Raw genomic sequence first — 26,017 nt, 5'->3', positions numbered from 1 at the left:
TCAAGTAAAAAGGAAAAAAATAATATTGCTTATTTTCTATCTATCTATCTATCTATCGTGTTGATTCTCAGGATCAAGTATAATCCAATTTTGCCGCTTTATCCAGGCATATTACTTTAAAATTGAGTTTGATAGCGGACGGTAAACTCATTCAAATTGTAATCGTAGGAAAAGCGGATAAAAGACTGGGAATTGACTCGATAGACGGTTTCCAAATTGGGAAGAATATTAAAATCCGTTGCCCCGATCGCATTACTAACCGCATTCTCCACATCATACACGACTCCTTGGGCCAAGAGGGGAATCGCTAACTGAACCACTCCAAATTGAATTAATTGTTCTGTATTTTTCCCCTGTAAACCATTAAAAACTGACAGCAATTGTTCCCCCAAAAGTCGCACGATTTCCCCTTGGCTGCGGGGGGGAGTGCTGGTTAATTTAACTAGAGGAGTATTAAGCAATCCCTCATCTTCACCCCCAGCAAAAGCTACGGCTTGCAGACAATTAGCAGCTTTTTGTAATTCTGTATCTGTATAGTTTTCCTCTAGGGGAAAAGGGGGACTATCGGGACGAATTTGGCACACTTCATTGATATTACGTCCTAAATTTGGTAGCAAGCGGTTTAATTCCCCTTCAACGCTGAGGGTGACATCGATCCTTTGAATGCGATTGAGGCTATCATCGGGAATTTCATTGCTAGGAAAATCCCCCCCCGGACGGGAGATAGCAAAATCGCGAGATTGAGAAAATTCGCTGAGAATTGTTCGCAGTTGAATATCAACAAAGGGATTAAAAAGTCCCAACCCGCGACTAGAATCGAAAACAATAACATTTTGATTGCGTCGGTTAAGAAGAAAACGAGTATCGATGTAACTAACCCGTCCTCGCTCGAGATTAATCACTCCATTGGTTTGTAATTTCTCCAGTGAAGTGAGCGGACCGTTCAAGGTTAAAGCACCACTAAAATCAAATTGATACAAAGGTTCTTGTTCGATGGATAATCCCGCTAAGGACACTTGGAAATTATTTAAAACTGGAGTAATATTTGTCGTCTGAGGAATGTTGAGAGGCTGCAGCCAGCGACTCACTGGTTTATCGGTTTCTTGGTTAATTTCTGCGGTGCGAGGAAGAAAAACTTTCCCCCTAGAAAGACGCACATTCCCCCCGATAATTGGCTGCTGAATTGTTCCCGTTACCATGGCATTCCCAGCAATTAATCCCCGATAAAGACCATTAATTGCTATATCTCCCTCTTGAATATTAACTGTTAAGGGATTAGGATTATTTGTGATGGCTTGAAAGAAAGGTAAAACTCCCACCACAGAAATTTGTCTGTCAGCGATCGAGCCTTGTAATTCCTGTACTGTTAAGCTTTCAGGGGTTAAACCAATGCGGCCATTTACGGTTAAAATCTCTGGAAAAGCAACACTGCGGATAGCGGCATTATCGAGAGTAACTATACCATTTGCTTCTAAATCTTTGATTTTTAAACCCTCTTTTATATCTAATCTTCCCGTCGCTGAAAGAACTACCTCTCCCTCACCGTTAACCCATTCGATGGCGTTTTGACTGATAGCTTCAATTAATTTGATTGCATCGGTTCCCAATTTTGCTTGGATTTTTAATTGATCATTACCCGGTAAGGGAGGATAGGGAATGCTGGCATAGATTTGGATTGATTCGGAGGAGGTTGTCCGCAAATCAAAACGATACTGATTATAGGTAAATAAACCAATTATATCCTGATTAATATTTTGGGCATTAATTGCACCGTCAATAAAGGCAAAATTACCCTGAATACGAGGATTTAATAAGGTTCCTGCAATTTGTCCTTGAGTTTTTAGACTACCGGATACATCCAAGGGAAACTGGATAAAATTTCTCAAGAGATCGAGAGAAAGATTTTCCACGGAAAAACTTCCCTCTACTTTTTTTAGGGAAAAATCACCCGCTAAAAATACGGAAGAATCTCGTGATTTTAATCTAATCGGTTCTATCCTGAGCAACTGACGATTTAAGTTAAGATTAATTGTTACTTCATCAATCGGAATTAATTGGGTATCAGTGGTGACAATTCCGAGAGGGTTAACAATATTTACTGTCGGTCTTTGGGGTCGCCATTCCCATCTATTGCCCTGAAATTGTAAGCTAAGATCGGGATTTTTTAAAGTCCCAGTTAAGGCTATATTCGCTTGATAACGGCCGCGAAAATCTAGTTCGGAAGGTATCCCGACCACCCCTCTTTCCCGTGCTAATTGCTGGATTATTTCTTCAATTTTTGCCCGCAAATTTACCTGTTGTGCTAGGGAAGCTTCGGGATTACCTACTCCTAGGGGACTAAGTTGAATAGCCTGGTTATCCTCGGAGGAGAAAAGGGTGATTAAACTGGTTAAATCATAGATACTAGCAACTGATAATAAATCTTGAATATAACCTTGATCTACCCTGAGTTTAGCTTCTATTGCTTGAGTTTGCAAATTAAATAAACCTTGCAGATTATATTGACTTGCACCCGCTTGTAAACTCCCCGCTTGCAGTTGAACTATGGAATCCCGATAAATTAACTCTGCCGTTAATTTTTCCCCGATTAAGTTACCTAAACTAGGTTGATTAATCTCTAGTTGTCCCTTTCCCTGTAAGTTAAATAAATTGATGTCTAGATTAGCATTCACCTGTCCGGCAATCATCCCCGGAACATTGTAGGCTGCCGCGGGAGATATTTTCAAGATTTCTAGGGGAAAATCGGCAATCTGAACATTTAAATTTTCTCCGTTTCGTTTAGCTGTTGCTAGAAAGGGAGTTTTATTCCCAAAAGCTTGGCGAATATTTATCCCTAAGGGAAGATAGGGCAGCAGACAATTATTTTGTTGACACGGATCGAAAGTTAGGTCAATAATGTCCTGATTTCCCCGCAGATTTAAACTAATATTTTGACCGATTCCTGCTTGCATACTGCCTTGTAAGACAGGTTCAAAGAGTCGCTCATTAATGCTAAAGTTAGCTAAATTTATATCTCCTTTGATTTTTATATTCCCCACTTTTTGCCAAGCAGTTAGGAGATTTTTTGCCGTGATTTGTCCTTGAAATTGTCCAATCCCAGCTAGAGTCGATTCTCTTGGTTTCAAACGAGGATCGATCGGTAAAAGCGATATAATCTCAGCTAAGGGTACAGTAGCAAGGTCAGTTGCTGCCCGCAGATTTAAGTTAACCTCAGCGATATCAGGTTGACTGGTAAGATTAGCTAAAAGAATATTTCCGCGCACATCAAAGCTATTTTCTCCCCACTGTGCCGAAAGATTATTAACCTGAATCGGTGTTACTCCCTGCCAAATTTCTTGAATGTTTCCCGCTAAATTGGCCTTAAAATCTAAGTGAGGAATCGAGATTGATTTTATTCCTGGTAATTGTCCTAGTACGGCAGCGGGATTAAGATTAGCGGCAATAATATCACTTTGCCATAAATTATTATTCAGTTGTGCCTTAGCTTTAATTTCTCCTTTAGCCACATTAATACGAGAGTTAAAAACTGCTTTAATACTGCTTAAGTTGAGTCGTTTTTCTAGCAGGGAGTCGAAAATAGTTTGGGCATTTCCAGTTGCTTGAAAACTGGTTTGATCAATATTCAAAGCTAGGGGAATATTAGTCTGAAAACGCTCTAAGCTACCGAAAATATTAAAAATCCCTTTGTTTAATTGAATAGCCGTATTAATCGGATTATTATCTACTAATAAGCGAGCATTGCCTCTAATGTTGACGGTGGACAAATTAGGGATTTTTCCCGCTAGTAAATTATTGATTGCACCAGTGAAATTGACTTGGGTTTTTCCTAGACTAACAGGAATATTTATATTGGGTAAAAATGGATTTAAGTTAATGCCAGCCGTATTAACTATACCACTTAAAATACCTTGTTCTAGTTGTGCTGTCGTTCTTAGAGATTGACTATTGACAAATAACTGTATATCCCCTTGTCCGCGCCAAGTTTGTAAATCCGTTAAAGTACCGCTAATCAGAGAATTTATTCTACCAGCAAAGTTAATTTTTGCCCTGCCTAAACTGACGGGAACTGTTAAATTTTCCACTAGAGGATTGAGACTAATTCCCCCAGTGTTGACTGTTCCTGTCAGGAAACCTCGATTCAGTTTAGCTGTGGCAGTTAAGGGATTATTATCTACTAATAACTGCATATTACCGTCACCTTGCCAACTGGTGAAAATATTATTTTTATTATTTAGTAATTCCCCTAAATAACCTTGTAAATTAATCTGTGATCGCAGTAATTTAACCTGAGTTGGTAAGTTAGGCAATAGGGAATTAATCGGCAATCCCGCTAAGAAAGCTTTAGCCTGAAGATTTCCTTGCAATACTTGACTATTGACGAAAATCGTGCCTTGTTTACCGCTAATTCCTAAGTTAGCAATTCCGTTTAAAGTATTAACATTAAGTTGGTCAATTTTGCCACTAAATTGAATATTAGCTCTCTCTAAATTTAAGGGTTCTAAGGTTTCTAGGTAGGGGCAAATACTATCTACATATTGACAAACGATAGGCAGAAAAGGAGTCAATAAAAAGTTATTGCCCGTGATTTTTGCCTGGACTAATTTGCTGGTAAAATCACCATTACCATTAACCTGTAGTCTGCCGCCATTTGTTTTAATGATCGTATCGGTTACATTTATTTTGTTGCCCCCTAAAAATACTTTGCCCTCCCCAGCAACACTGATTAATCCTGACCGATTAACCCTGGGTATTTGCCAATTCATTAATAATTGCGGCAGTCCCAAACTACCTCTAGCTTTAATATTAGCTTGCAGATCGCCTATGTTAATTTGAGCGGGAATTGTTGCCAATTGAGATAATATTTTTCTCGTGGGAAAATTGGCTTGTAAATTCAAATTAATCGGCATTTTTGTCCCGTCAAGAGGTTGATTTTTTTGCAGGGATTGCAGAATATTTAACTGCAATTTTCCTTCCCCTTTAATTTCTCCACCTGCGACGGGTTTAATTTTAATTTTATCTAAACTAAGACGATTGAGATTTGTTTGAAAATTACTGGTTATTGATTGAATAGGAATTTGCTCAAAAATAATCGGTTTGCTGTTGCTAACGGTTCCTTTAATTAGAGGTTGATCTAGTTTTCCCGTCACTTGAAAAGTAGAGCGTGCTTCTCCCCGTAAATCTAGAGGTGATTGCAGATAAATAATTCTTAAAAGTTGTTGTAAATCTACCGATTCTAGAGCGACCTTGAGATGATAACCGGTTTGCCAATTTACTTCTCCCTTCACCTCAGTTTTAATCTTGCCAATACTTGCAATCGCCTGTTCAACTAATACTTTATCTCCCTGTAAATTTAACTTAGTTGTTAGCTTAATTGGATACTGGAAGGGTTGGAATTTTCCCGCTACATCTGTCACCTGAAAATTGCCATTACCTTCCGTTTGATTTAGCTTTGCCCAACTGGGAATATTGAGAGCAATATTAGCATTTACTTGTCCCCGATTTAATTGGAAATTGCGGTCGGGAATTAAAGTTAATAGTTCACTTAAGTTTAAACGGTCTATTTGAAGATTAGTTTGACTTTCGCCCGTTTTTAACGCCGTTTTTCCTTGAATTTTTACTTGACTTTTGAGGATTTCTGCGCTCAAATCGTAGCTGAGAGGTTGCTCTTGATTATCGATAAATCTTCCCTGACCATCGGCCTTAATTTCTATCGGTTTTTTCAGGGCATAGGGTTGAATAGTAATATCTCCCTTCTCCACCTGAAAACCCAGATTTAACCTGATGGGGGCCTCCCGGTCTAAGTTACTAGATATTTGAGCTAAATTATCGAGCCATTGACCATTTTCATCCTGATCGAGATAAATACTGGGATTAATTAACTTCAGATCAACTGGTAGCGGCAGACCTAAAAGTAAGGGCAGCGGATTTAATGCCAATTCGATCGCATCAATAGATAAACTATCGGCAGAATTGGCCGTAGCTGGAATTGCCGATTTACCGATACGAATGCGATTAAAATAAAAGCCCTCTATCTTACCTACCCTGACGGGTCTATGCAGCATTTCACTGAAGATATTATCTAAAATTGGGGTGAGACGTTCATAAACTAAATAACGAGTCGTAAAATAGCCAAGGGAAGTAATTCCCAGGAGAGTAATTCCCCCGACAATTAAAGTAGAAGGCCGGCGTAAAAATCGACCAATACTCAGAAAAAAATGAGGACGAGGAGAAGGATCGCCAGGGGAGTTACTCATAATTGTTGACCTCACACACACCAAAGAAAGGGCAATGGCTCACCAGAGCTAATGAACTATGATAATTCACCGCGGCACTGATAGCCTCAAATCGATTAATTGCCATTTTTTAGGCAATTATTGGGCTTAAATCCTGTGAGGAAGTCAAGGGCTGCGGCCAATTAAAAGCCTCTCCCCCCATCTTAACCTAAGACTCGAATGGCTGGCTAAAATTTTCGACAATCCGCCAAAATCTCGCCAGTTTCAACAGCCAACCGAATGAATATTGATCCCCCCACCAGTTCAAGCAGAATATTGTCAGGATAAATAGGTTCGGAAATTGAAGATTGAGAGAAAACTTGTGCAGACAGACAAGAATCCGGCGCAGTCTGGAACAACAACCAGAAGTATTCAGTCTTAGAATATTGGGACTAGCACGTCTATTTTTACTGCAAAAATCGTCTTATAGATAAAGATCATGAAAGCCAGATTATCGATCGCCCTAACCGCCCTAATGACCTTGGGCATAACTGCCACACCAGCGGCCAACTTTGACGAACAGGAGATCGAGCAGAGCCAGATAGTAGCGATCGCTCGTCCCTACGGAGGTAATAAATTTGACCTGCTAGTATTGGAACAAATCCAGGGAAAACAGAAGTGTTGGAGCGAAAACGGCTCAAATCCCGTCATGATCGACCCGCTGCTCCTCAACTTTGACTTTACCGGCATTTGTCGCCGCGCCACCGATAGTAATGGTTATTCTATCCGTCTCGATGGCCGGGATTTTGGGCTAGATTACATCCTGCGTATTGTGGAACGCAATGGCGAATTATACTTAGTGGGAACTCCCCGGGATGCTCGCAGACCGGAATTAGTGGTGGGAAGAACCCGAGGAATGCAAACGGGATTTATGAAAATTATCCTCGAACCGGGTTGGAGATTTAGCCGTCGTACTTTCCAAGGCAAAAGTTTAGGCCACTTCTACTTTAGCGGCAAAGAAGCGGAAGTTCTCGCAGCCGCCGGGAGACCGCCCATCAGCGAAACCACTCCCCCCCCCAGTTCTGGGGCCAGTTTTCGGGATATTAGCGGCGATATCTATAAAACTGAGATCGAAAAAGCGATCGCTCTTGGGGTAGTGGCCGGTTTTAAAGAAGATAACACCTTCCGCCCCGAAAACCCCGTCACCAGGGAACAATTCATCTCGATGATTATTGAAGGGATGGGAACTGTCACCAAAATTAACCTAGAAGATATTCCCCCCGGCAGCGGCAGTTTTAACGACGTAGAAGCGACGCGCTGGAGTGCCAAAAAAATCCAATGGGCCCGGGCTAATGGTATTGTTGCCGGCAAAGCTAACGGCGAATTCCGTCCTGGCGACCCCATCACCCGGGCCGAATTGATGGCGATTCTCAAACAGGCCGCCACCTACCTGAAAACTCAGCAGAAACAAGCCCCCGATTTAGCCCAAACTAAAACCCCCGTCAATTTTTCCGATACTTCCGGTCATTGGGCCGCCAGTTTAATTACCCAGATGTCGGGATTTTGCGGTGTGGCCTCTCCCTTGAACGAACAGGGTAGTGCTTTTGTACCAAACGATCCTGCCCGTCGTAACTACGCAGCAGCCGCCATCGTCCGTACCCTCGATTGTGTTAAAACCGCCAAAAAATAAGTAGGGTTTGCGGCAAAAAGTTTTTCCTAGGGGTAGGGTGTGGGGTTTCAGCCATTTTTAGGGGGTCAATTACCTAATTTTCAGGGCAAAAGTCCCCCAATTTTCCCCCCGCTGACTCCCAGTCCCGGAACTTTCAGTCTTTAATACAGCCTTTCTCGTAAAGGTGAAGCACAGAGTAATCCTTGCTCATTAAGTATTTTAGACGCAAGAACGAACCTCATCTATCTGAGAAACGCTGTAACCAGATTTAGTATGATTACTGATTACTGATCACTGATTACTGATTACTGATTGTGGTTGTTAATTTTTACTTTAGGTATGCCGTCGAGTATTCCCGCTAGACTAGGAAATAATGCACCTCGGCTAGACAAAATCCTATGGTAAAGCTGCTCGAAAATCCTCTCCGAGTGGGATTGCGACAAGAAAGAACCCCAGAACCCTTAATCTTAGTCATTTTTGGGGCATCGGGAGACTTAACCCAAAGAAAACTGGTTCCTGCCCTCTATCAACTGAAACGGGAAAGACGACTGCCGGCCGAATTAACCATCGTCGGTACAGCGCGCCGAGAGTGGAGTCATGATTATTTTCGCCAACAGATGCGCCAAGGCATCGAAGAATTTTCCGACGGGATTGGTAGTGAGGAATATTGGCAAGACTTCGCCCAAGGGTTGTACTATTTCCCCGGCAACATGGACGACCCAGAAAGTTACGCCAAAATGAAAGTCTTTCTGGAAGAACTAGACGGAATCCGGGGAACTCGCGGCAATCGAGTCTTTTATCTAGCGGTTTCTCCTAATTTCTTTCCCCCCGGTCTTAAAAACCTCGGCGCGGCCGGAATGCTGAAAGACCCGATTAAACACCGCTTAGTGATCGAAAAACCCTTTGGCAAAGACCTCAGTTCTGCCCAAGTTCTCAATCGAGTCGTACAAGAGGTTTGTCAGGAGAACCAAGTTTATCGCATTGACCACTATTTAGGCAAGGAAACCGTCCAAAACTTGCTGGTGTTCCGATTTGCTAACGCTATCTTTGAACCCCTCTGGAATCGTCAATTTATCGATCACGTCCAGATTACCGTGGCCGAAACCGTGGGAGTGGAGGAGCGGGCCGGATATTACGAAAAATCGGGAGCTTTGCGCGATATGGTGCAAAATCACCTGATGCAGTTATTCTGCTTGACGGCCATGGAAGCACCCAACGCTATTAACGCTGATAGTGTCCGCGGCGAAAAAGTCAAAGTCCTGCAAGCGACTCACCTGGCCGATATTAATAACCTAGAAAAATCCGCCATCCGCGGCCAGTATAAAGCCGGTTGGATGAAAGGAAAACCCATTCCGGGCTATCGGGAAGAACCGGGGGTTAATCCGGAATCGACCACTCCCACCTACGTGGCCATGAAATTAATCGTCGATAACTGGCGTTGGCAGGGGGTTCCCTTCTATCTGCGTACCGGTAAACGTCTGCCCAAAAAAGTTTCCGAGATTGCCATCCAATTCCGCCATGTACCGTTATTAATCTTCCAATCGGCAGCCCAACAAACTAATGCAAATGTACTGAGTATGCGGATTCAGCCTAACGAAGGTATTGCCCTCCGTTTTGAGGCGAAAATGCCGGGGTCGGAATTACGCACGCGCACGGTAGAAATGGACTTTAGTTATGGTTCCTCCTTCGGTGTCACCAGTGCCGATGCCTATAATCGCCTACTTTTAGACGCTATGCTAGGAGATCAAACCCTATTTACCCGTTCTGATGAGGTAGAAGAAGCATGGCGCATCGTTACTCCCGCTCTCGCCGCTTGGGACGCTCCCGCCGATCCCGCCTCCGTACCCCAATACGAAGCGGGTACCTGGGAACCCACAGAAGCGGAATTTCTCCTTAACCGCGATGGCCGTCGTTGGCGACGACTCTAATACAGTGAACAGTAATCAGTAATCAGTAAACAGTAAACTAAAAACTCACATCTGATAACAAGGGACGAATCTAAGACCTAATTGGTTAAGCTAAAAGCTTTGATGAGCTTAGTTTCTAACCTTCTTTTTAGGTAGGAGAATTGTCAGATTCTGTCTTTTGCCTCTTGCCTGTTGCCTCTTGCCTTCAGAAGCTGATAACTGATAACTGATAACTGATAACTGATAACTGATAACTGATAACTGATAACTGATAACTGATAACTGACATGACCACCCAAAGCCCCCCCATTGTCTCCCTGCAAGCACCGAAAGATGTTTCCATCGATGTGATCGAGCAGGAACTGCGCGATATCTGGCAATCCTATAATAATAATGAGGATGGTATGGCCGCCACCCGGGCCACCACCTTTAGCTTTATTGTCTATGAACCCGACGCGGTACAGGAATTGTTAACCCTTCTCGGCTATTACACCGGCCCGATTGATGGTATTGCCGGTCCGCGGACCCACGCCGCCATCAAAGTCGCCCAGAAGGACCTAGAACTAGAAGTAACTGGGCTTTCTAGCGATGAATTTGTCGCCAGGTTAAGGGCGGCCTGGGAAGCGGAAAAAAACGCCGAGGATGGGGCTAATCATCGTCAATACGCCGCCGATTTAGATGCGATTGGAGTGGCAGATGCGATCGCTGCCTCCAATCCCTGTCGCATTATTACCCTCTGTCCCACCGCCGAGGCCGATGAAGGGGTAAAAGCCTCCGTTTCTGCCTATTGTCCCGTTAACAAACGTAGTCAGAACACTTTAGTTTGCTGTGAATACGTCACTTTAAGCGGTACAGCGGAAGCCTTGGAACGAATTGGCGGCATTATTTCCGAGTTAACTATTCCCAGTTTGCCCAAATTTCTCTGGTGGAAAGCCAGTCCCGATGGCGAATATGGACTATTTAAACGTCTGGCCAGTCAATGTGATACGATTATCGTCGATTCCAGCACTTTTCGGGAACCGGAAACGGAACTGCTGCAAGTGGGAGATTTATTAGCAACAGATGTACCATTAGCTGACCTGAACTGGAGTCGTCTCGCTCCTTGGCAAGAACTAACCGCCGAGGCTTTCGATCCCCCGGAGCGCCGGGATGCTATTCTGGAAGTCGATCGCATCACTATTGATTACGAAAAGGGCAATCCTTGCCAAGCTTTTATGTTCCTCGGTTGGATGGCCAGCCGGTTACAATGGCGACCGGTGGGATATAGTCACCGGTCGGGAGATTACGCTATTCATCGGATTAGCTTCCTCGGTCAAGACCAGCGTTTAATTGAGGCGGAATTAGCCGGTGTTCCCGTGGCCGATTGGGGTGAAGTACAAGGGGATCTGATTAGTATTAAACTCAGTTCTACTAATCTTCAGGCCGATTGTTGTACGGTAATTTGTTCGGGAACTACCGGCTGTATGCGGATGGAAGCTTCGGGAGGGGCCCAATCTTGCCGCGTTGAACAAGTGTCCCATCTGGAAGACCAAAAAACAGAAACTCTGCTAGGTAAACAGTTACAGCGTTGGGGCCAGGACGTGCTTTATCAAGAAAGCATGAAAGTCACTAGCGCTATCCTCAAATTATCCCAACCGGATTAGGAAATTAGCAACAATAATCCCGCCAACTTTCAAGAGACCTTGTTAACAAGGTCTCTCAATATTTATACGGCAGTCAGCACTTAATTAAAACCGATAATTGTAAGTAGGTAGGCGTTAAAAATTATCAGACACCCCCCTTATCAAGTAGGGCAGGGGGGATCTAACCTAAAATCCATTTTTAATTTAATTATAACCAGCTACTTACCTTTTCAGAAAACAGGTTATCATAAAGACAGAGCTTTGCTTTCAAGGGGGCAATATGGTCGCAACCACTGAGAAACGCTACACAGTCGCAGAATACTTTCAACTAGAGGAAACTGCCACCGACAGACACGAGTATCGAGATGGAGAAATTATTATTATGACTGGGGGAACTCCTAACCATAATCGCATTGCCTTGAATTTCTGTAGAAAATTTCCCTTAACTATCCAGAATCAAGCCTATGATATATTTATCAACGATCTACGCTTGGCCATACCCGCCTATAATATGTACACCTATCCCGATATTATGATCGTTAAGGGGGAACCAATTCTCGAAAGAGGACGCACCGATACGATTACCAATCCACAGGTGATTATCGAGGTTTTATCAAAATCTACTCAAGACTATAATCGGGGTGATAAGTTTAAGTTTTATCGCTCTCTTGATAGTTTTGAAGAATATATTTTAATCGATCAATATGGTTATTATATAGAACAGTTTCATAAAAGAGGCGATCATTGGGCATTTCGGGATTATCACGCTCAAGAAGCGATTTTAACTTTGTTTTCTCTAGATTTTCAAATATCCCTGACAGATTTATATCAGCGAGTGGATTTTACTGCGATTGAAGTATCCTAATGATACTAAATCCGTTGAGTATAGGCTACATATCAGGACAGGCAATAGGTAATAGAGGCTATAGATAATCAGTCTTTAATAACCAGATTTGGTATTATAGTTCATAATTTATAATTCATAATTCATAATTCATAAAAAAAGGCGGGCCAGGACCCACCTTGTTTAAACCTGAGATATTAGAGATAATTAGGCCTCATCGAGAGCGGCAATACCGGGTAAAACCTTCCCTTCGAGTAATTCCAAACTAGCGCCACCACCGGTGGAAATATGGCTCATTTTTTCCGCCACTCCCACTTTTTCCACCGCCGCTACCGAGTCACCACCACCGATAATGGTAGTTGTACCTGTAGCAGTTAAATCGGCTAAAGTGTGAGCGATCGCATCTGTACCCGCCGCAAATTTATCGAACTCGAACACCCCCATGGGGCCATTCCAGAGGACAGATTTACAGCTAGATAAAGCTTTTTGGAAAACTTTCACCGAATCCGGACCGATATCCAATCCCATCCAACCATCGGGAATATTTTCGACCTTGACGATTTGGGACTTGGCATCTTTATCGAATTTATCCGCTAAGACCACATCGGTAGGAAGGAGGAATTCCACCCCTTTTTCTTTAGCTTTTGCCTCTAGGGATTTAGCTAATTCCAGTTTGTCTTCTTCCACCAAAGACCCCCCCACATTCAAACCGCGGGCCTTGTAGAAAGTAAAGATCATACCGCCACCGATGAGCAGTTTATCGCACTTTTCCAATAAAGTTTCAATCACGCCAATTTTACTAGAAACCTTAGAACCGCCGATAATCGCCGCTAGGGGACGTTGGGGAGTTTCAATAGCTGCTTGTAGGTAGTTTAACTCTTTTTCAATCAAATAACCCGCCACCGAGGGGCTGAGATAGTGGGTAACGCCTTCCGTAGAAGCGTGGGCGCGGTGGGCGGTACCAAAAGCATCATTAACGTATAAATCGGCATTAGCGGCTAATTTTTTGGCAAAATCGGGATCATTTGCCTCCTCTTCACCGTGGAAACGCAGATTTTCTAAAAGGGCCACTTGACCGTTAGACATTTGGCTAATCGCTGCCGTAACTCCCTCACCAATACAATCGGGACACATGACTACTTCTTGGCCCAGTAATTCCGAGAGACGTTTAGCCACAGGAGTCAGACGCAAATTTTCTTTAACTTGACCGTCGGGACGACCCATGTGGCTGCATAAAATAACCTTAGCCCCTTTTTTGATTAAATCCTCAATCGTTGGTAGTGCTGCCCGAATGCGGGTATCATCGCTGATTGCCCCGGTGGCTTTGTCCATGGGAACGTTAAAATCGACCCGGACTAAGACCCGTTTGCCCGCTAAATCGGCTTCTGTCAAATTCGCTACTGTTTTTTTTGGCACAGCCCATAACCTCCTAGATTGCTTACCGTACAATAAAGATTAAATCAGGGTATCGCTACTTGCGGCAATTACTTTGACAAAGATTATTTCAGATTTGGGGATCAGTTTTGCAGTTCCAAGACTGATTTGCCCAGAAAAATTTGATTGGAGAGACTTGCTAATTATGTTTGAGACGATTTTATTTCCCATTGACCACAGCCGCGAAAGTCGTGACGCGACCAGTAGTGTGATCGAATTAGTCAAAATCTTTGACAGTCGTTTGGTCCTATTGTCGGTGGTGGAAACGACAGCCACCGGAGAAATTGCCCCCGACGATAAGATGAGTTCGATCGAAGCGGTGGATCGATTGTTACAATCGGCGCAGGCCGTTTTCGCCCAAGCTGGCATCAAGGCGGAAATGATTGAAAGGGAGGGAATGCCTTCTTTTGTCATCTGTGATGTGGCCGATGAAGTTAATGCCGACCTGATCGTTATGGGTTGTCGCGGTTTAGGATTAACCAGCGAAGGCGTGTCCGAAAGCGTCACCACCAAAGTTATTAACCTTGCCCCCTGTCCAGTGTTGATTATCCCTTAATCAGTGAGCAGTTATCAGTGATCAGTGATCAGATGTGAGTTGTCAGTTCACTGTTTACTGGACGGCTACGCCGTGCCTTTGGCAACACTGAAACAAAGCTCCCCATCTCCCCCACTCCCCACTCCCTAATTCATAATTCATAATTCATAATTCCCACTCCCCACTCCTGTCTTCTGAGAGAAATGTAACGAATTGTGAGAGTTTCAGCCGTCAACCCTTGAAAACTCGATCGATGGGGTTGCTTGAAGTAATTCTTAGGCCTAAAGTGTAATCTTAAAGTTTTATGATCAATTTTCCTGTTGATCGGAAAAAGGAGAACTCAAACACAATGGCTGAAACTGGATACAAACAGGTGGTGACACCCTACAATGATGATCCGTTCATTGGTCATCTAGCTACCCCCATTTCCGCTTCTGGTTTTACCAAAGCTTTTATTGGTAACTTACCTGCCTATCGTCCCGGTCTAGCTCCGATTCTGCGCGGTCTAGAAGTGGGTATGGCCCACGGTTATTTCCTCGGTGGTCCCTGGGTTGTCCTGGGTCCCCTGAGAGACTCGGAATACGCTAATCTCGGCGGCTTAATCCCCGCTTTGGCCATGGTTCTCTTGGCTACGGGTTGTTTAGCTAGTTATGGTCTTGTCTCTTTCCAAGGTAAGGCCGCTAGTGGTGATCCTCTGCAATCCTCCGAGGGTTGGAGTCAATTCGCCGCTGGTTTCTTTATTGGTGGTATGGGTGGTGCTTTTGTGGCCTATTTCCTCCTAGAAAATCTTGGTGTCGTTGATGGCATCATGCGCGGGGTTTTTAATCAATAATTAACCCTTGTTTTCCCTGTTATCATTTCCTTATTTTTTTACTAGGAGCGTTTGACATGACTGGTGACTACGCAGCTTCTTATCTGCCTTGGATTTTAATCCCGATCGTCTGTTGGTTAATGCCAGCCGTGGTTATGGGGTTGTTATTTATCTATATCGAGAGTGAATCCTAATTTAGCTCTAGGATTCCTACAATTAAGAGCTTGAAAATTAGCTATTTAATAGTTAGTTTTCAAGCTCTATTTTCTGAGGAAAAAGGAAAAAATTGACCAGATGAAAATGGGTAAAACCCTACACCCCACACCCTGGGGCCAGGGTGCATCCCACATTTGCAGAAATACCGACAATCAGCAATTATACTAAATCCGTTGAGTATAGGCTACTTATGAAGATAGGCAAAAGGCACTCATGCAAAAGGCAAAAGGGGGGATAAATAATCAGTCTTTAATAACCGGATTTAGAATTATCAGTGACTCTTAAATTAGTACAAAAATATGAACAATCGCGTGTAAGCATCTCACAGTTAACCTAATGCGCGGGGGGTTTGGGGGGTAGAACCCCCCAAAAGCTTGGATTGAGTGATAAAACCGAAAGTAACGCCCAATTTTAGGAGAAAGTTTCCCCTGAAAAATCCCAAATTAGTAGATTGACAAAAATGATACCAAATCCCTTTTTAATAGTGTGATTAACTCTCAAGTTATGAATTGTTTCTCCCCACACCCCACACCCCACTATCCTATACTTTTTAAACAGGATTTAGTATGAGATACACCCCTACCCCCACCGAAAAACTTTTTGCCGCAAACCCTACTTATAAAGCGGTTAGATAGCGGATTTTTTCCAACAAGAGGGAGGGTTGAATGGGTTTGAGGAGATAGTCATCAATGCCATGACGACCGAGGAAATTAACGCTGATTTCGGGGGTATCATTCAAGATTAGCACTTTACTGGCTTGAGTTTGACTGGATTTTTTTAAAAGATGACAGAGATGATATATATCGGGCATTTTTCGATCAACAATTATAATACTTGGCTGCACGATCTCAATTTTTTTGATAGCGGAGACACTATCGATTAACCAAATAACTTGATAATGTGCCACCATCAATAACTCACAAATAAGATTGGCAATTTCTTCGTCACTTTCAATCAAAACTATCGTGGGATGGTGGTGATTAAAATGGGGATTATGATCCGAGGGTTGGGGTTGGGATTTAGGTGGCTTTTGTTGAGGTAAACGAACGGTAAAGATGGAACCTTTATCTAAGCAAGATTCTACCTCGATCGTGCCGCGATGCAGTTCCACTAATTGTTTAGTTAAAGCCAATCCTAATCCCATACCACCATAACGACGTTTGCGGGAGCCATCCAATTGGGTAAATTTTTCAAACAGAAGCGGTATTTTTTGAGCAGGAATGCCGATGCCCGTGTCCTCTACTTGAAAAATGACCTGGCTGCCTTCTTTCCACAGTCTCAGGGTGACAGCACCCTGTTCGGGGGTAAATTTCAGGGCATTTTTTAACAAGTACAAAAGTATCTGCTGAACTCGATCATAATCGGCGTAAAAATAATGCTCTTTTTCGGTGATTTTCATCTCTAAAATCAGGTTAATTTCTTTAGTTTCTGCCTCCATTTTAATAATGTCTAAAACGTGATTACAGAGGTATTTTAGCGAAAATTGTTTAATATCTAAAACGGCTTTTCCTGCCGAAACTTGCGAGAAATTAAGCAAGTCATTGATTAATTCTAATAGTTTATTGCCGTTATTATGAATAACTTTTAGATAGTTTTTTTGTTTGTCGGGGGGTAAAAAATTATTGGCTGCTGAGCATTTTTGCAGGGTACTGGACAAACCGATAATACAAGTTAGGGGAGTTAATAACTCATGACTCATATTATTTAAAAATTCACTTTTGCAGAGGTTAGCGGCTTCTGCGGCCATTAAAGTATCTTGTAATTCTTGGGTTCTTTCTATTACCCGGCGCTCAAAAATATCTTTTTGTTCCTGTACTTGAGAATATAATTGCGCTTGGTAGATAGCGATAGCGAGATGTTCTCCAATCTGACCTAAAAATTTCTTTTCTTGCGGCAACCATCGGCGTTTTTCTCCACATTGATGGGCAATTAATAAACCCCACAATTCTTCTTGTACCACAATCGGGGCGATTAATTTTGATCGCACTTGGTGTTGTCGCAAAAATTCGGACAAACAGAAGGAAGAAGAATAGTTAACATCCACATCATCCACGGCCAGAATTAATCCTTGACGATACTTTTCCTTGTATTGGGGAATATAGGAAAAACAATCGTCTTCGGGGGTTAAATTTAACACGGAATTTATCTGGTCGGAAATGCGCGACTCGGAAGTTATTTTTCCCTTTCCCTCACCGATACCGGGGAAAAATTGATAAATTAACAATCGGTCCACTTGCAAAAATTCCCGCGCTTCCCTGACCACGGTTTCCAGAATCACCGGTAACTCCAGACTCTGACGCATTTGGGTGATGACTTGGTTTAATAATCTTTCCTGTTCGATTTGTTGGGATAGGGCAGCTTCTACCGGTTGACAAACGGAGAAGATGCGGGGACAACCCACCTCAGCAGCCGGAGAAGAAATTATCGAGAGAATTTTGACTAAAATTTTATTTTGAAAACTGCTGACATTATTGGACACAGGCAGATTTAAAATTTGATAACCCTGCTCAATTTTCGGGTGGTGGAGAGACTTGGCAGCCAGTCCTTGCAGAAAATTTTTAATCGTGTTCGCTTCAAAACTAATGCGGACTTCGTACTCAAAACCATGCTCTTGGGGACTGGCTAACAATAAAGCTTGTAGGTCGGTGGAAAGCAAGAGTTGATAGATTTCCCCCGTCTTTAGGGGCAGCTCTCTTTCACTGAGACTAATCCTCGGCACTGTCACCTGTAGCGTCAACTGTCCCCACCAAGAACGAATTTGTTCGAGGTGAGTAGATGATAACACTTGACAGCAAACATAAGCGGGAGAAGCATTCATTTATCAGTTATCAGTTATCAGTTATCAGTTATCAGTTATCAGTCATCAGTTATCAGTTATCAGTTATCAGTTATCAGTTATCAGTTATCAGTTATCAGTTACCAGTTATCAGTTATCAGTTATCAGTTATCAGTTATCAGTTACCAGTTATCAGTTATCAGTTATCAGTTATCAGTTATCAGAAGGCAGGAGGCAGGAGGCAGGAGGCAGGAGGCAGGAGGCAGGAGATAGGGTGGTGGGGTGTTGGGGTTTTAGGGTTTTAGGGTTTTAGGGTTTTAGGGTTTTAGGGTTTTAGTTGAAATTCCCCCACTTCCCCACTTCGCTACACCCCAGTCATCAGTAAGGTGTTGGGGTTTTAGGGTGTTGGGGTTTTAGTGAAGATTTTTCTTAATCCCTATCCCCTAACACCTATTCCCTGTTCTTTAAATTGCCGCAGACAGATATAATCATCTCTATCTACCCAACAATGATCCCTCGATCGAGACCCCGATTCCCGAAACCTAATCATTATTTAACCTGACTCTCAAAACTTATGCACCGAATTGCTCCCCAAGCGGGTGGTTGGACAGCAGATACCGAAGGGGTGATTGTTATTGACCAAAATCCGGCCCCGATTGTTCTCCTCACCATGGCTGATACCGATATTCAAACTCTAGCGGCAGCTATCGACCATCTACCGGATAATTTTCCCGCAATTCGCGCCCTCAATTTATCCCAGTTACAACAGCAATACAGTATTGATAACTATGGGGACAAGGTACTATCCCAAGCAAGGGTGATTATTCTTCGCTTATTGGGGGGACGGGGGAGTTGGTCCTACGGGTTGGAAGTAGTTAAGGAAATTGTCGAGGAAACTGGTGCGACTTTATTTGTCCTCCCGGGAGAGGATAAACCGGATTTAGAGTTGATGAGTCATTCCACTGCTTCCCTGACTACTGTTAACCAGTTATGGTGCTATTTCACGGAAGCAGGGATAGATAACTGGATTAATGCTGCTAAATTTATCGCGCATACCTGTCTCCATCTCGACTATCTTCCCTCTCCTCCTGGGGTTGTCCCTAGGTTGGGAATCTATTCCCAGACAACCCTATCCCAACCCCAAGCACGGACTTGGATACTTTTCTATCGTTCCCATTATCTCGCGGGTAATACCAAAGCTATCGATGCTTTAATCAGTGCTTTCACCCAAAGAAACATTGAAACTGTCCCCATCTTTCTCTCCTCTCTCCGGGAAATCGAAGTGCAAGAGGAACTATTAACCCTCTTTTCCCACCATCCCCCAGACCTAATTCTCGACACCACTAGCTTCTCTATCCAGCGACCGGAAGACAAACAAAATCATCACTTCTGGCAGTCCCTCAATAAACCCATCTTCCAAGTAATCCTCAGCAGCAGCAGTTTAGAAGCTTATCAACAGGGTTATCAAGGTCTTTCCCCCCGGGATGTGGCCATGAATATCGCTTTACCGGAAATGGATGGCAAAATTATCACCCGCGCTATTTCCTTTAAATCTGTCCTCACCCGACATCCGAAACTAGAAACGGAAATAGTTATCTATCAACCCCTCCCCCACCGGGTTGATTTTGTCGCTGATTTAACCGCAAACTATTGTCAACTCTCCTCCCTTCCCAACTCCCAGAAAAAAATTGCTCTCATTTTCCCCAACTATCCCAATAAGGATGGTCGTATCGCTAACGGAGTCGGTTTAGATACTCCCGCTAGTGGTTTAGAAATTCTTCGCGCATTACAAACCCAAGGTTATACCCTCACCGACCTCCCCGACCATAGCGACGAATTAATGCGATTGCTTATTTCCGGTATCACTAATGACTTGGAGACAAGGGAATTAAAACCTATCTATCAATCTCTCTCCCTAGAAGCATATCTAGATTATTTCTCCTCCCTTCCCCCCGATAATCAAAGCGCTCTGCTTGACCGTTGGGGACATCCAGACAAGGATTTTCCTATCCCCGGCATCCAGTTAGGTAATGTCTTTATCGGTATTCAACCTTCTCGCGGTTATGACCTTGACCCGACTCTTAATTATCATTCCCCCGACCTGGAACCTACCCACAGCTATCTCGCTTTTTACCATTGGTTACGACAGGAATTCCAAGTCACTGCCGTGATTAATCTCGGTAAACACGGCAATTTAGAATGGCTACCCGGGAAGAGTCTCGCTCTTTCTCCCCATTGTTATCCCGAAATTGCTTTCTCGTCGCTGCCGAATTTTTATCCTTTTATTGTCAATGACCCCGGAGAAGGGTCCAGCGCTAAAAGACGTTCCCAAGCTGTTATCATCGACCATCTCACCCCCCCAATGACGCGAGCGGAATTGTATGGGGATTGGGAAAAGTTAGAGTCCCTCATCGATGAATATTATCAGGCAGAATCTCTTGATCCTTCTCGTTTAGCTCTGATTCGCGAGCGGATTAACGATCTGGTGGCGAAAACTAATCTCGATCGAGAGCTAGGCACGATCTCGCGTAGCGAGCGCGTTGCGACCAGCGCCTCCTTTAGTCAATTTCTCACCCTCGTGGATGGTTATCTCTGTGAACTCAAGGAAGCACAAATCCGCGACGGTTTACATATCTTCGGTCAATGTCCCCAGGGTCAGCAGTTAATTGATTTAATTCAATCGATTGCCCGTTCTCCCAGTCCCGACCGCCCCGGTTTAACCCGTTCGATCGCCCTTGATCTCCATCTCGACTGCGACCCCCTGACGGAATATAACGATACTACTACTTATCTGGAAGGTCTCGCTCAGGATTTAATTAGCCGGAAAATTGAACCTGTAGGCGAAAATACGGCAAAAGAATTGGTTTGGCTAGAAAATCAGTTAATTCCTGCTTTAAAACAAACCCCCGATGAACTTATCTATCTCTTAAAAGGTCTCGCTGGCGAATACGTCTCCAGTGGTGCTTCTGGCGCTCCTACCCGCGGCCGTCCCGATGTTCTCCCCACCGGCAGAAATTTCTATTCTGTCGATACCCGCGCAATCCCCACAGAAACCGCGTGGGAAGTGGGAAGAAAGGCCGCAGAGGCACTAATTGAACGTTATACCCAAGAAAATGGCGAATATCCCCGCACTTTGGCGATTTCTATCTGGGGAACTTCGACGATGAGAAATAGTGGCGAAGATGTGGCCGAAGCCATGGCTTTACTGGGAATTCGTCCCCTTTGGGATGGTTTTTTCCGTCGGGTGGTCGGGTTTGAAATCCTTACCCCGTCTAGCTTAGGCCGTCCTCGTATTGATGTGACTGTTCGGGTATCGGGCTTTTTTAGGGACAGTTTCCCCAGCATACTACATCTTCTTAATTCTTGCATAAATGCGGTAGCTTGTCAAGAGGAAGAGGAAAAAATTAATCCTTTAGCGGCGAAAGTGAAGACAGAGAGGGAGTTTTGGCTAAGTCAGGGCTTAGGAGAAAAAGAGGCGAAACTGAGAGCTACTGCCAGAATCTTTGGCTGCAAACCTGGTGCTTACGGGGCCGGTTTACAGGGGTTAATCGAGTCACAAAACTGGCAAAATGATCAAGACTTAGCTAATGCTTATATTAACTGGAGTTGTTATGCCTATGATAGCCAAGGAACTGCCCATTCTTTACCGGAAGTATTGAGAAATAGACTGCAAGAATTAGAGATAGTGCTGCACAATCAGGACAATCGGGAACACGATATTTTCGACTCCGATGACTACTATCAGTTTCAAGGCGGCTTAACTGCCAGTGTCCGGGCTTTAACCGGCAAAAATCCCGTCACCTATTTTGGTGATCATTCCCGTCCGGAAAATCCCCGCATCAGAAGCCTAGAGGAAGAAATTCGCCGCGTTTACCGCTCGCGAGTGGTTAATCCCAAATGGATAGCGGGAGTGATGCGACACGGCTATAAAGGCGCTTTCGAGATGGCTGCGACCGTAGATTATATTTTTGCCTACTCTGCCACTACTCATCTGGTGGAGGATTTTATCTATCAGGGAGTAGCCGAAGCTTATTTATTTGACGACAAGGTACAACAATTTATTCAGGAGAAAAACCCCTGGGCATTGCGAGATATGGCCGAAAGATTATTAGAAGCTCAACAACGGGGATTATGGACCCAGGTGGACCAGAAAACTTTAGATCGATTGAGGGCAATTGTCCATGAGGCCGAAGGAGCGATCGAATCGGGTCAGTAATTGATAACTGGTCTAGAATCAATCTATCAAGAAATTGCTCAAATTACTTTAGTAATGAGAAACGGGACTAAATAATGGCCGGAATTGAGGGATTGAGGATTAAAAATTATCGAGCGCTCAAGGATATAACCCTGGGCAAGTTATGGAATACTCAAAATCGAGATTCTCTGACACCGATGACGGCCGTTATCGGCAAAAATGGTGTGGGAAAAAGCACACTTTTTGATGCCTTCGGTTTTTTATCTGATTGTCTTAAAGGAGGAGTAGAAGAAGCTTGTGATGCGCGAGGTCGGGGCGGGTTTGAGCGTCTTCGTTCCCAGGGTCAGGAAGGAAGCATTGAATTTCAGATTTATTACAAAGAAGATTACAATTCCCGACCAATTACCTATGAATTAGCTATTGATCTAGATACGGATAATAGACCTTATGTAAAAAAAGAAAGACTCAGACAGAGAAGAAAAGGTCAAAAGACCGGATGGCCTTTTTCATTTTTACTCCTCGATGAGGGGAAAGGAATCGTCTGGAAAGGAGAAGAAGAAGGAAAACAAGTAGAAGAAGGTCAAGACCATTTTGATTTACTTAAGTTAATAGAAAAAATTCAACAAGAAGCTGATGAGGAAAGCAAGGAAACCGAGTTAGTGGAACTGAATGATAAGCGCAAACTAGGAATTGCTACTTTAGGTTCTCTCAAACAGCATTCGAGAATTTCCCTATTTCGGAGATTTATTGAGGGATGGTATCTCAGCTATTTTACTCCCGATGCGGCCAGAAGTTTGCCCCTAGCCGGACCACAGAAACATTTGAATATCCATGGAGATAATCTCGGTAATGTGGTGCAGTTTATGGAAAGAGAGCATTCCAAGAAATTTCAGAATATACTTAATAGTATTTCTCGTAAGATACCGGGTATAGAAAAAATTAGCACCGAAAAAAGTCCCGATAATCGACTATTATTAAAATTTAATGATCGGGGATTCCAAGACCCATTTTATGTACAGCAAATGTCCGATGGTACTTTAAAAGTATTCGCCTATCTCTTACTGTTAGAAGACCCTTCTCCACCGCCATTTATCTGTATTGAAGAGCCAGAAAACGGCTTATACCATAAACTATTAGAAACCTTGGCTCAAGAATTTAGAAAACACGCCACAGGACAGAGAGGAAGTTCTCAAATTTTTATCACCACTCATCAACCTTATTTTGTTGATGCTCTCCAGCCAGAAGAAGTTTGGATTCTGGAAAAGGGTGATGATGGTTTTTCTCGGATTAAACGGGCCAGTGACAATCCCTTAATCAAGAATCTCGTCTCAGAAGGATTGACCCTTGGTAGTCTTTGGTATAGTGATTACTTAGATGAGAGATAAGGTCATGCACTTTGAAATTTTGGTCGAGGATTTGTCGGGAAAAAAAGCACTTGATATTCTAATTCCTAAGATTATTGACATGAATGCAGGTCATACATTTAGGGTTCATTCCTATAAAGGCAGTGGTCATATTCCCAGAGACTTACAGTCTGTTTCCGATCCTAGCAAACGGATTCTTCTTGAGCGACTACCTAAACTGATTCAAGGATATGATAAAACTTTTTCTAGTTACCCTGATAATTATGCTGCTGTGCTGATTGTGGTTGGCGATCTGGATAATCGATGTTTTCGAGAATTTCGACAAGAATTAAGCAATTGTCTGGAAAAATCTGCTATCCAATCCCAAATTTACTTCTGTATTGCTATTGAAGAGGGAGAAGCTTGGTATTTAGGTGATATTAATGCCATAAAAATTGCTTATCCCCAGGCCAAAAGTGCTGTCTTGGATTCCTATATTAATGATAGTATCTGTGGTACTTGGGAAAAACTGGCAGATGCTGTATATAAAGGTGGAGCGAAACAATTATCTAAGTTAGGTGGAGCTTCTGTGGGTCAAGAGAAAACAGTCTGGGCAGAAAATATTTCTCCTCAGATGAGTGTGGATATTAATCGATCGCCCAGCTTTGGCTATTTTCGAGATAAACTACGTCATCTCAGTCAGGAAGAATCAAGATAAAGAGGGCGAATGCAATTCGCCCCTACAATAAATAATATTATGGCGACAATGGTAGGGGCGCACCGCGTGCGCCCAAAATGTCATTTAGATATTTCTCCAAAAATAACGGAGCAAAAAATCTAGAGACATTGGGGCGTACTGTAAACAAGCCTAGGGATCGGGTTTGTTTCAGCTTAGTCTCTGGGACGACTTAGGGCCAGAGAAAACCTCAACCTCAACCGGTTTTTATCTGCGATCGCCTGTTCGTTCCTTATCAAGGCTTGACATAAAAAGCGCAATAATGTTATAATAAGGAACTGGCTTAAGCCAAAGACAGCAGGGGCGAAACAGCTTAAATACCCTGCCGAGGTCAAAGCGAGAAAACAGCGGCCAAAAAGACTAAAGAGAGAGATATTTTCTGTCTTGGTCGTGCCTGAACTGAATTCTCTCCACTCAACCCCGGCGCTACAAGGGGTTATTTTTGCGCCTCTGGAACCAGTCCCCCGCGTACAGGAGGTGAACAAGGGATGGGGAGAAGCAGAGAAAGCAAGGGAGTAATTCTAGAAGAATTAAAAACCTCCCTTAGCGAAGCTCAATTAACGATGGTCATCGACTATCAAGGTTTAACCGTCGCTGAAATCAGCAATCTACGCCGCAAATTGCGCCCCACAGGAACGATTTGTAAAGTCACCAAAAACACTTTGATGGGATTGGCAATTGCTGAAGATAGTGGCTGGGAACCGATGAAAAGCCTTTTATCGGGAACATCCGCCTTTCTGCTGGTAAAAGAAGATATTGGTGGAGCTTTCAAGGCCTATCAAGAGTTCAAAAAAGAAAGCAAAAAAACCGAATTGCGCGGCGGTGTCCTCAAAGAAGGGACAAAAGGTCAACTGTTGACAGAAGAGCAGCTCAAGGCGATCGCTGACTTACCGTCAAAAGAACAGTTAATCGCTCAGGTCGCCGGGGCAATCAACGCCATTGCCACCAAACTGGCCCGCAGCATCAACGAAGTTCCCGCATCTTTGGCCCGTGCCGTCGATGCCGTGGCCCGTCAAGAAGAAAAAGAAGCGGCTTAAGACCGCGCCAATCGCTCACTTAAAACAATTAGGAGTCTAACCCATGTCTGCTGTAGCTGAAATCTTAGAAAAACTGAAAACCCTGACCCTCTTAGAAGCTGCGGAATTAGTCAAAGGCATCGAAGAAACCTTCGGAGTTAGCGCCGCTGCTCCGGCCGGTGGCATAATTATGGCTGCCCCCGGGGCTGCTCCCGCGGCCGCCGCTGAAGCTGTGGAAGAACAAACCGAATTTAACGTTGTTCTCGAAGAAGTTCCCGCCGACAAGAAAATTGCTATCCTCAAGGTAGTGCGCGAATTGACCGGTTTAGGACTCAAAGAAGCGAAAGACCTAGTAGAAGCCGCTCCCAAAGCGGTTAAAGAAGGCACCAACAAAGATGATGCCGCCGCCATCAAGAAAAAACTGGAAGATGCCGGCGCAAAAGTTAGCGTTAAATAGATCGCCACTGATTCTGGGGATGTAATCTAGATCCCCAGACGAGCCGAAAAGCTCGTTTCCTGATACTATAGGATTGTCATAGCAATCTTGTAGGATGTCTAACCATGGAGAGCGTCGCTTACATTTTGGTTTTAACTATGGCTTTGGCGGTAATTTTCTTCGCCATCGCCTTTCGGGAACCGCCTCGGATTCAAAAGTAAATTTCTTAACTCCGTTGAGAGTAGTTCACGTTAATAATTTTTTT

At 43.6% G+C, this 26,017-nt stretch carries 18 protein-coding genes and 1 other annotated feature; of the genes, 14 read left to right on the top strand and 4 right to left on the bottom strand.

The genetic code is table 11. The annotated features are described in order from the left end of the window. Window positions 1-116: 116 nt before the first annotated feature. Complete coding sequence (locus ACE1AQ_RS21470) at window positions 117-6,254, bottom strand: translocation/assembly module TamB domain-containing protein (protein ID WP_110544468.1); 6,138 nt, start codon at window positions 6,252-6,254, stop codon at window positions 117-119. Between the two features lie 457 nt (window positions 6,255-6,711). Between ACE1AQ_RS21470 and ACE1AQ_RS21465 the strand changes: the two genes are divergently transcribed. Beyond that, window positions 6,712-7,902, top strand: a complete 1,191-nt coding sequence (locus ACE1AQ_RS21465; protein ID WP_110544470.1) for a DUF3747 domain-containing protein — start codon at window positions 6,712-6,714, stop codon at window positions 7,900-7,902. Between the two features lie 377 nt (window positions 7,903-8,279). Continuing rightward, a complete protein-coding gene (gene zwf / locus ACE1AQ_RS21460; protein WP_008206375.1) occupies window positions 8,280-9,809 on the top strand; it encodes a glucose-6-phosphate dehydrogenase in 1,530 nt (509 codons plus the stop codon). Between the two features lie 143 nt (window positions 9,810-9,952). Here zwf and ACE1AQ_RS21455 read toward each other — a convergent pair whose 3' ends face one another. Further along, window positions 9,953-10,087, bottom strand: a complete 135-nt coding sequence (locus ACE1AQ_RS21455) for a hypothetical protein (protein ID WP_374809186.1) — start codon at window positions 10,085-10,087, stop codon at window positions 9,953-9,955. Here ACE1AQ_RS21455 and opcA point away from each other — a divergent pair. Both opcA and ACE1AQ_RS21445 read left to right on the top strand, forming a co-directional pair. Continuing rightward, window positions 10,076-11,431, top strand: a complete 1,356-nt coding sequence (gene opcA, locus ACE1AQ_RS21450) for a glucose-6-phosphate dehydrogenase assembly protein OpcA (protein ID WP_008206382.1) — start codon at window positions 10,076-10,078, stop codon at window positions 11,429-11,431. The two genes, ACE1AQ_RS21455 and opcA, sit on opposite strands and share 12 nt — an antisense overlap. 259 nt (window positions 11,432-11,690) lie before the next feature. Continuing rightward, the gene (locus tag ACE1AQ_RS21445; protein WP_008206384.1) at window positions 11,691-12,275 is read left to right on the top strand and encodes a Uma2 family endonuclease; all 585 of its coding nucleotides are present in this window, start codon (window positions 11,691-11,693) and stop codon (window positions 12,273-12,275) included. Window positions 12,276-12,461: 186 nt separating this feature from the next. Here ACE1AQ_RS21445 and ACE1AQ_RS21440 read toward each other — a convergent pair whose 3' ends face one another. Further along, window positions 12,462-13,670, bottom strand: coding sequence for a phosphoglycerate kinase (locus ACE1AQ_RS21440; protein ID WP_008206385.1), 1,209 nt, complete (start codon window positions 13,668-13,670; stop codon window positions 12,462-12,464). A 163-nt stretch (window positions 13,671-13,833) separates the two neighbouring features. Between ACE1AQ_RS21440 and ACE1AQ_RS21435 the strand changes: the two genes are divergently transcribed. The 3 genes from ACE1AQ_RS21435 to ACE1AQ_RS21425 all read left to right on the top strand — a co-directional run bounded on the left by ACE1AQ_RS21435 (window position 13,834) and on the right by ACE1AQ_RS21425 (window position 15,228). Continuing rightward, window positions 13,834-14,244 (top strand): universal stress protein, encoded by a 411-nt coding sequence (locus ACE1AQ_RS21435; RefSeq protein ID WP_008206387.1) that lies wholly within the window; start codon window positions 13,834-13,836, stop codon window positions 14,242-14,244. A 328-nt stretch (window positions 14,245-14,572) separates the two neighbouring features. After that, on the top strand, window positions 14,573-15,055 hold the full coding sequence (locus ACE1AQ_RS21430; RefSeq protein ID WP_002737469.1) for a photosystem I reaction center protein subunit XI: 483 nt from the start codon (window positions 14,573-14,575) through the stop codon (window positions 15,053-15,055). A 56-nt stretch (window positions 15,056-15,111) separates the two neighbouring features. Then, a complete protein-coding gene (locus tag ACE1AQ_RS21425) occupies window positions 15,112-15,228 on the top strand; it encodes a photosystem I reaction center subunit VIII (RefSeq protein ID WP_004162778.1) in 117 nt (38 codons plus the stop codon). 638 nt (window positions 15,229-15,866) lie between these two features. Here the strand turns inward: ACE1AQ_RS21425 and ACE1AQ_RS21420 are convergent. Then, on the bottom strand, window positions 15,867-18,068 hold the full coding sequence (locus ACE1AQ_RS21420; RefSeq protein WP_110544472.1) for an ATP-binding protein: 2,202 nt from the start codon (window positions 18,066-18,068) through the stop codon (window positions 15,867-15,869). Here ACE1AQ_RS21420 and ACE1AQ_RS21415 point away from each other — a divergent pair. The 7 genes from ACE1AQ_RS21415 (at window position 18,026) to ACE1AQ_RS21385 (ending at window position 25,973) form a co-directional block, all read left to right on the top strand. Next, complete coding sequence (locus ACE1AQ_RS21415) at window positions 18,026-18,331, top strand: hypothetical protein (RefSeq protein WP_374809182.1); 306 nt, start codon at window positions 18,026-18,028, stop codon at window positions 18,329-18,331. The two genes, ACE1AQ_RS21420 and ACE1AQ_RS21415, sit on opposite strands and share 43 nt — an antisense overlap. Window positions 18,332-18,600: 269 nt before the next feature. Next, entirely contained in the window at window positions 18,601-22,242 is a 3,642-nt protein-coding gene (gene cobN / locus ACE1AQ_RS21410) for a cobaltochelatase subunit CobN (RefSeq protein WP_110544475.1), read from the top strand. A gap of 74 nt (window positions 22,243-22,316) precedes the next feature. Beyond that, window positions 22,317-23,606, top strand: a complete 1,290-nt coding sequence (locus tag ACE1AQ_RS21405; protein ID WP_110544477.1) for an AAA family ATPase — start codon at window positions 22,317-22,319, stop codon at window positions 23,604-23,606. Window positions 23,607-23,610: 4 nt separating this feature from the next. Next, window positions 23,611-24,282 carry a DUF4276 family protein gene (locus ACE1AQ_RS21400; protein WP_106910012.1) on the top strand — a complete coding sequence of 224 codons (672 nt, stop codon included), beginning with the start codon at window positions 23,611-23,613 and terminating at the stop codon, window positions 24,280-24,282. Window positions 24,283-24,570: 288 nt separating this feature from the next. Then, window positions 24,571-24,752, top strand: a sequence feature (ribosomal protein L10 leader region). A gap of 36 nt (window positions 24,753-24,788) precedes the next feature. Continuing rightward, entirely contained in the window at window positions 24,789-25,337 is a 549-nt protein-coding gene (gene rplJ, locus ACE1AQ_RS21395; protein ID WP_008206397.1) for a 50S ribosomal protein L10, read from the top strand. Between the two features lie 43 nt (window positions 25,338-25,380). Then, window positions 25,381-25,773 carry a 50S ribosomal protein L7/L12 gene (rplL, locus tag ACE1AQ_RS21390; RefSeq protein WP_008206399.1) on the top strand — a complete coding sequence of 131 codons (393 nt, stop codon included), beginning with the start codon at window positions 25,381-25,383 and terminating at the stop codon, window positions 25,771-25,773. Between the two features lie 104 nt (window positions 25,774-25,877). Continuing rightward, window positions 25,878-25,973: a photosystem II reaction center protein T gene (locus ACE1AQ_RS21385; protein ID WP_071823417.1), complete on the top strand. Its 96-nt coding sequence runs from the start codon at window positions 25,878-25,880 to the stop codon at window positions 25,971-25,973. The last annotated feature ends 44 nt before the right edge of the window (window positions 25,974-26,017 follow it).

Origin of the sequence: Microcystis sp. BLCC-F209 (assembly GCF_041928595.1) — a bacterium.
In the GTDB taxonomy this organism is placed as follows: Bacteria; Cyanobacteriota; Cyanobacteriia; order Cyanobacteriales; family Microcystaceae; genus Microcystis.
This window is presented reverse-complemented; position numbering and strand designations above follow the sequence as displayed.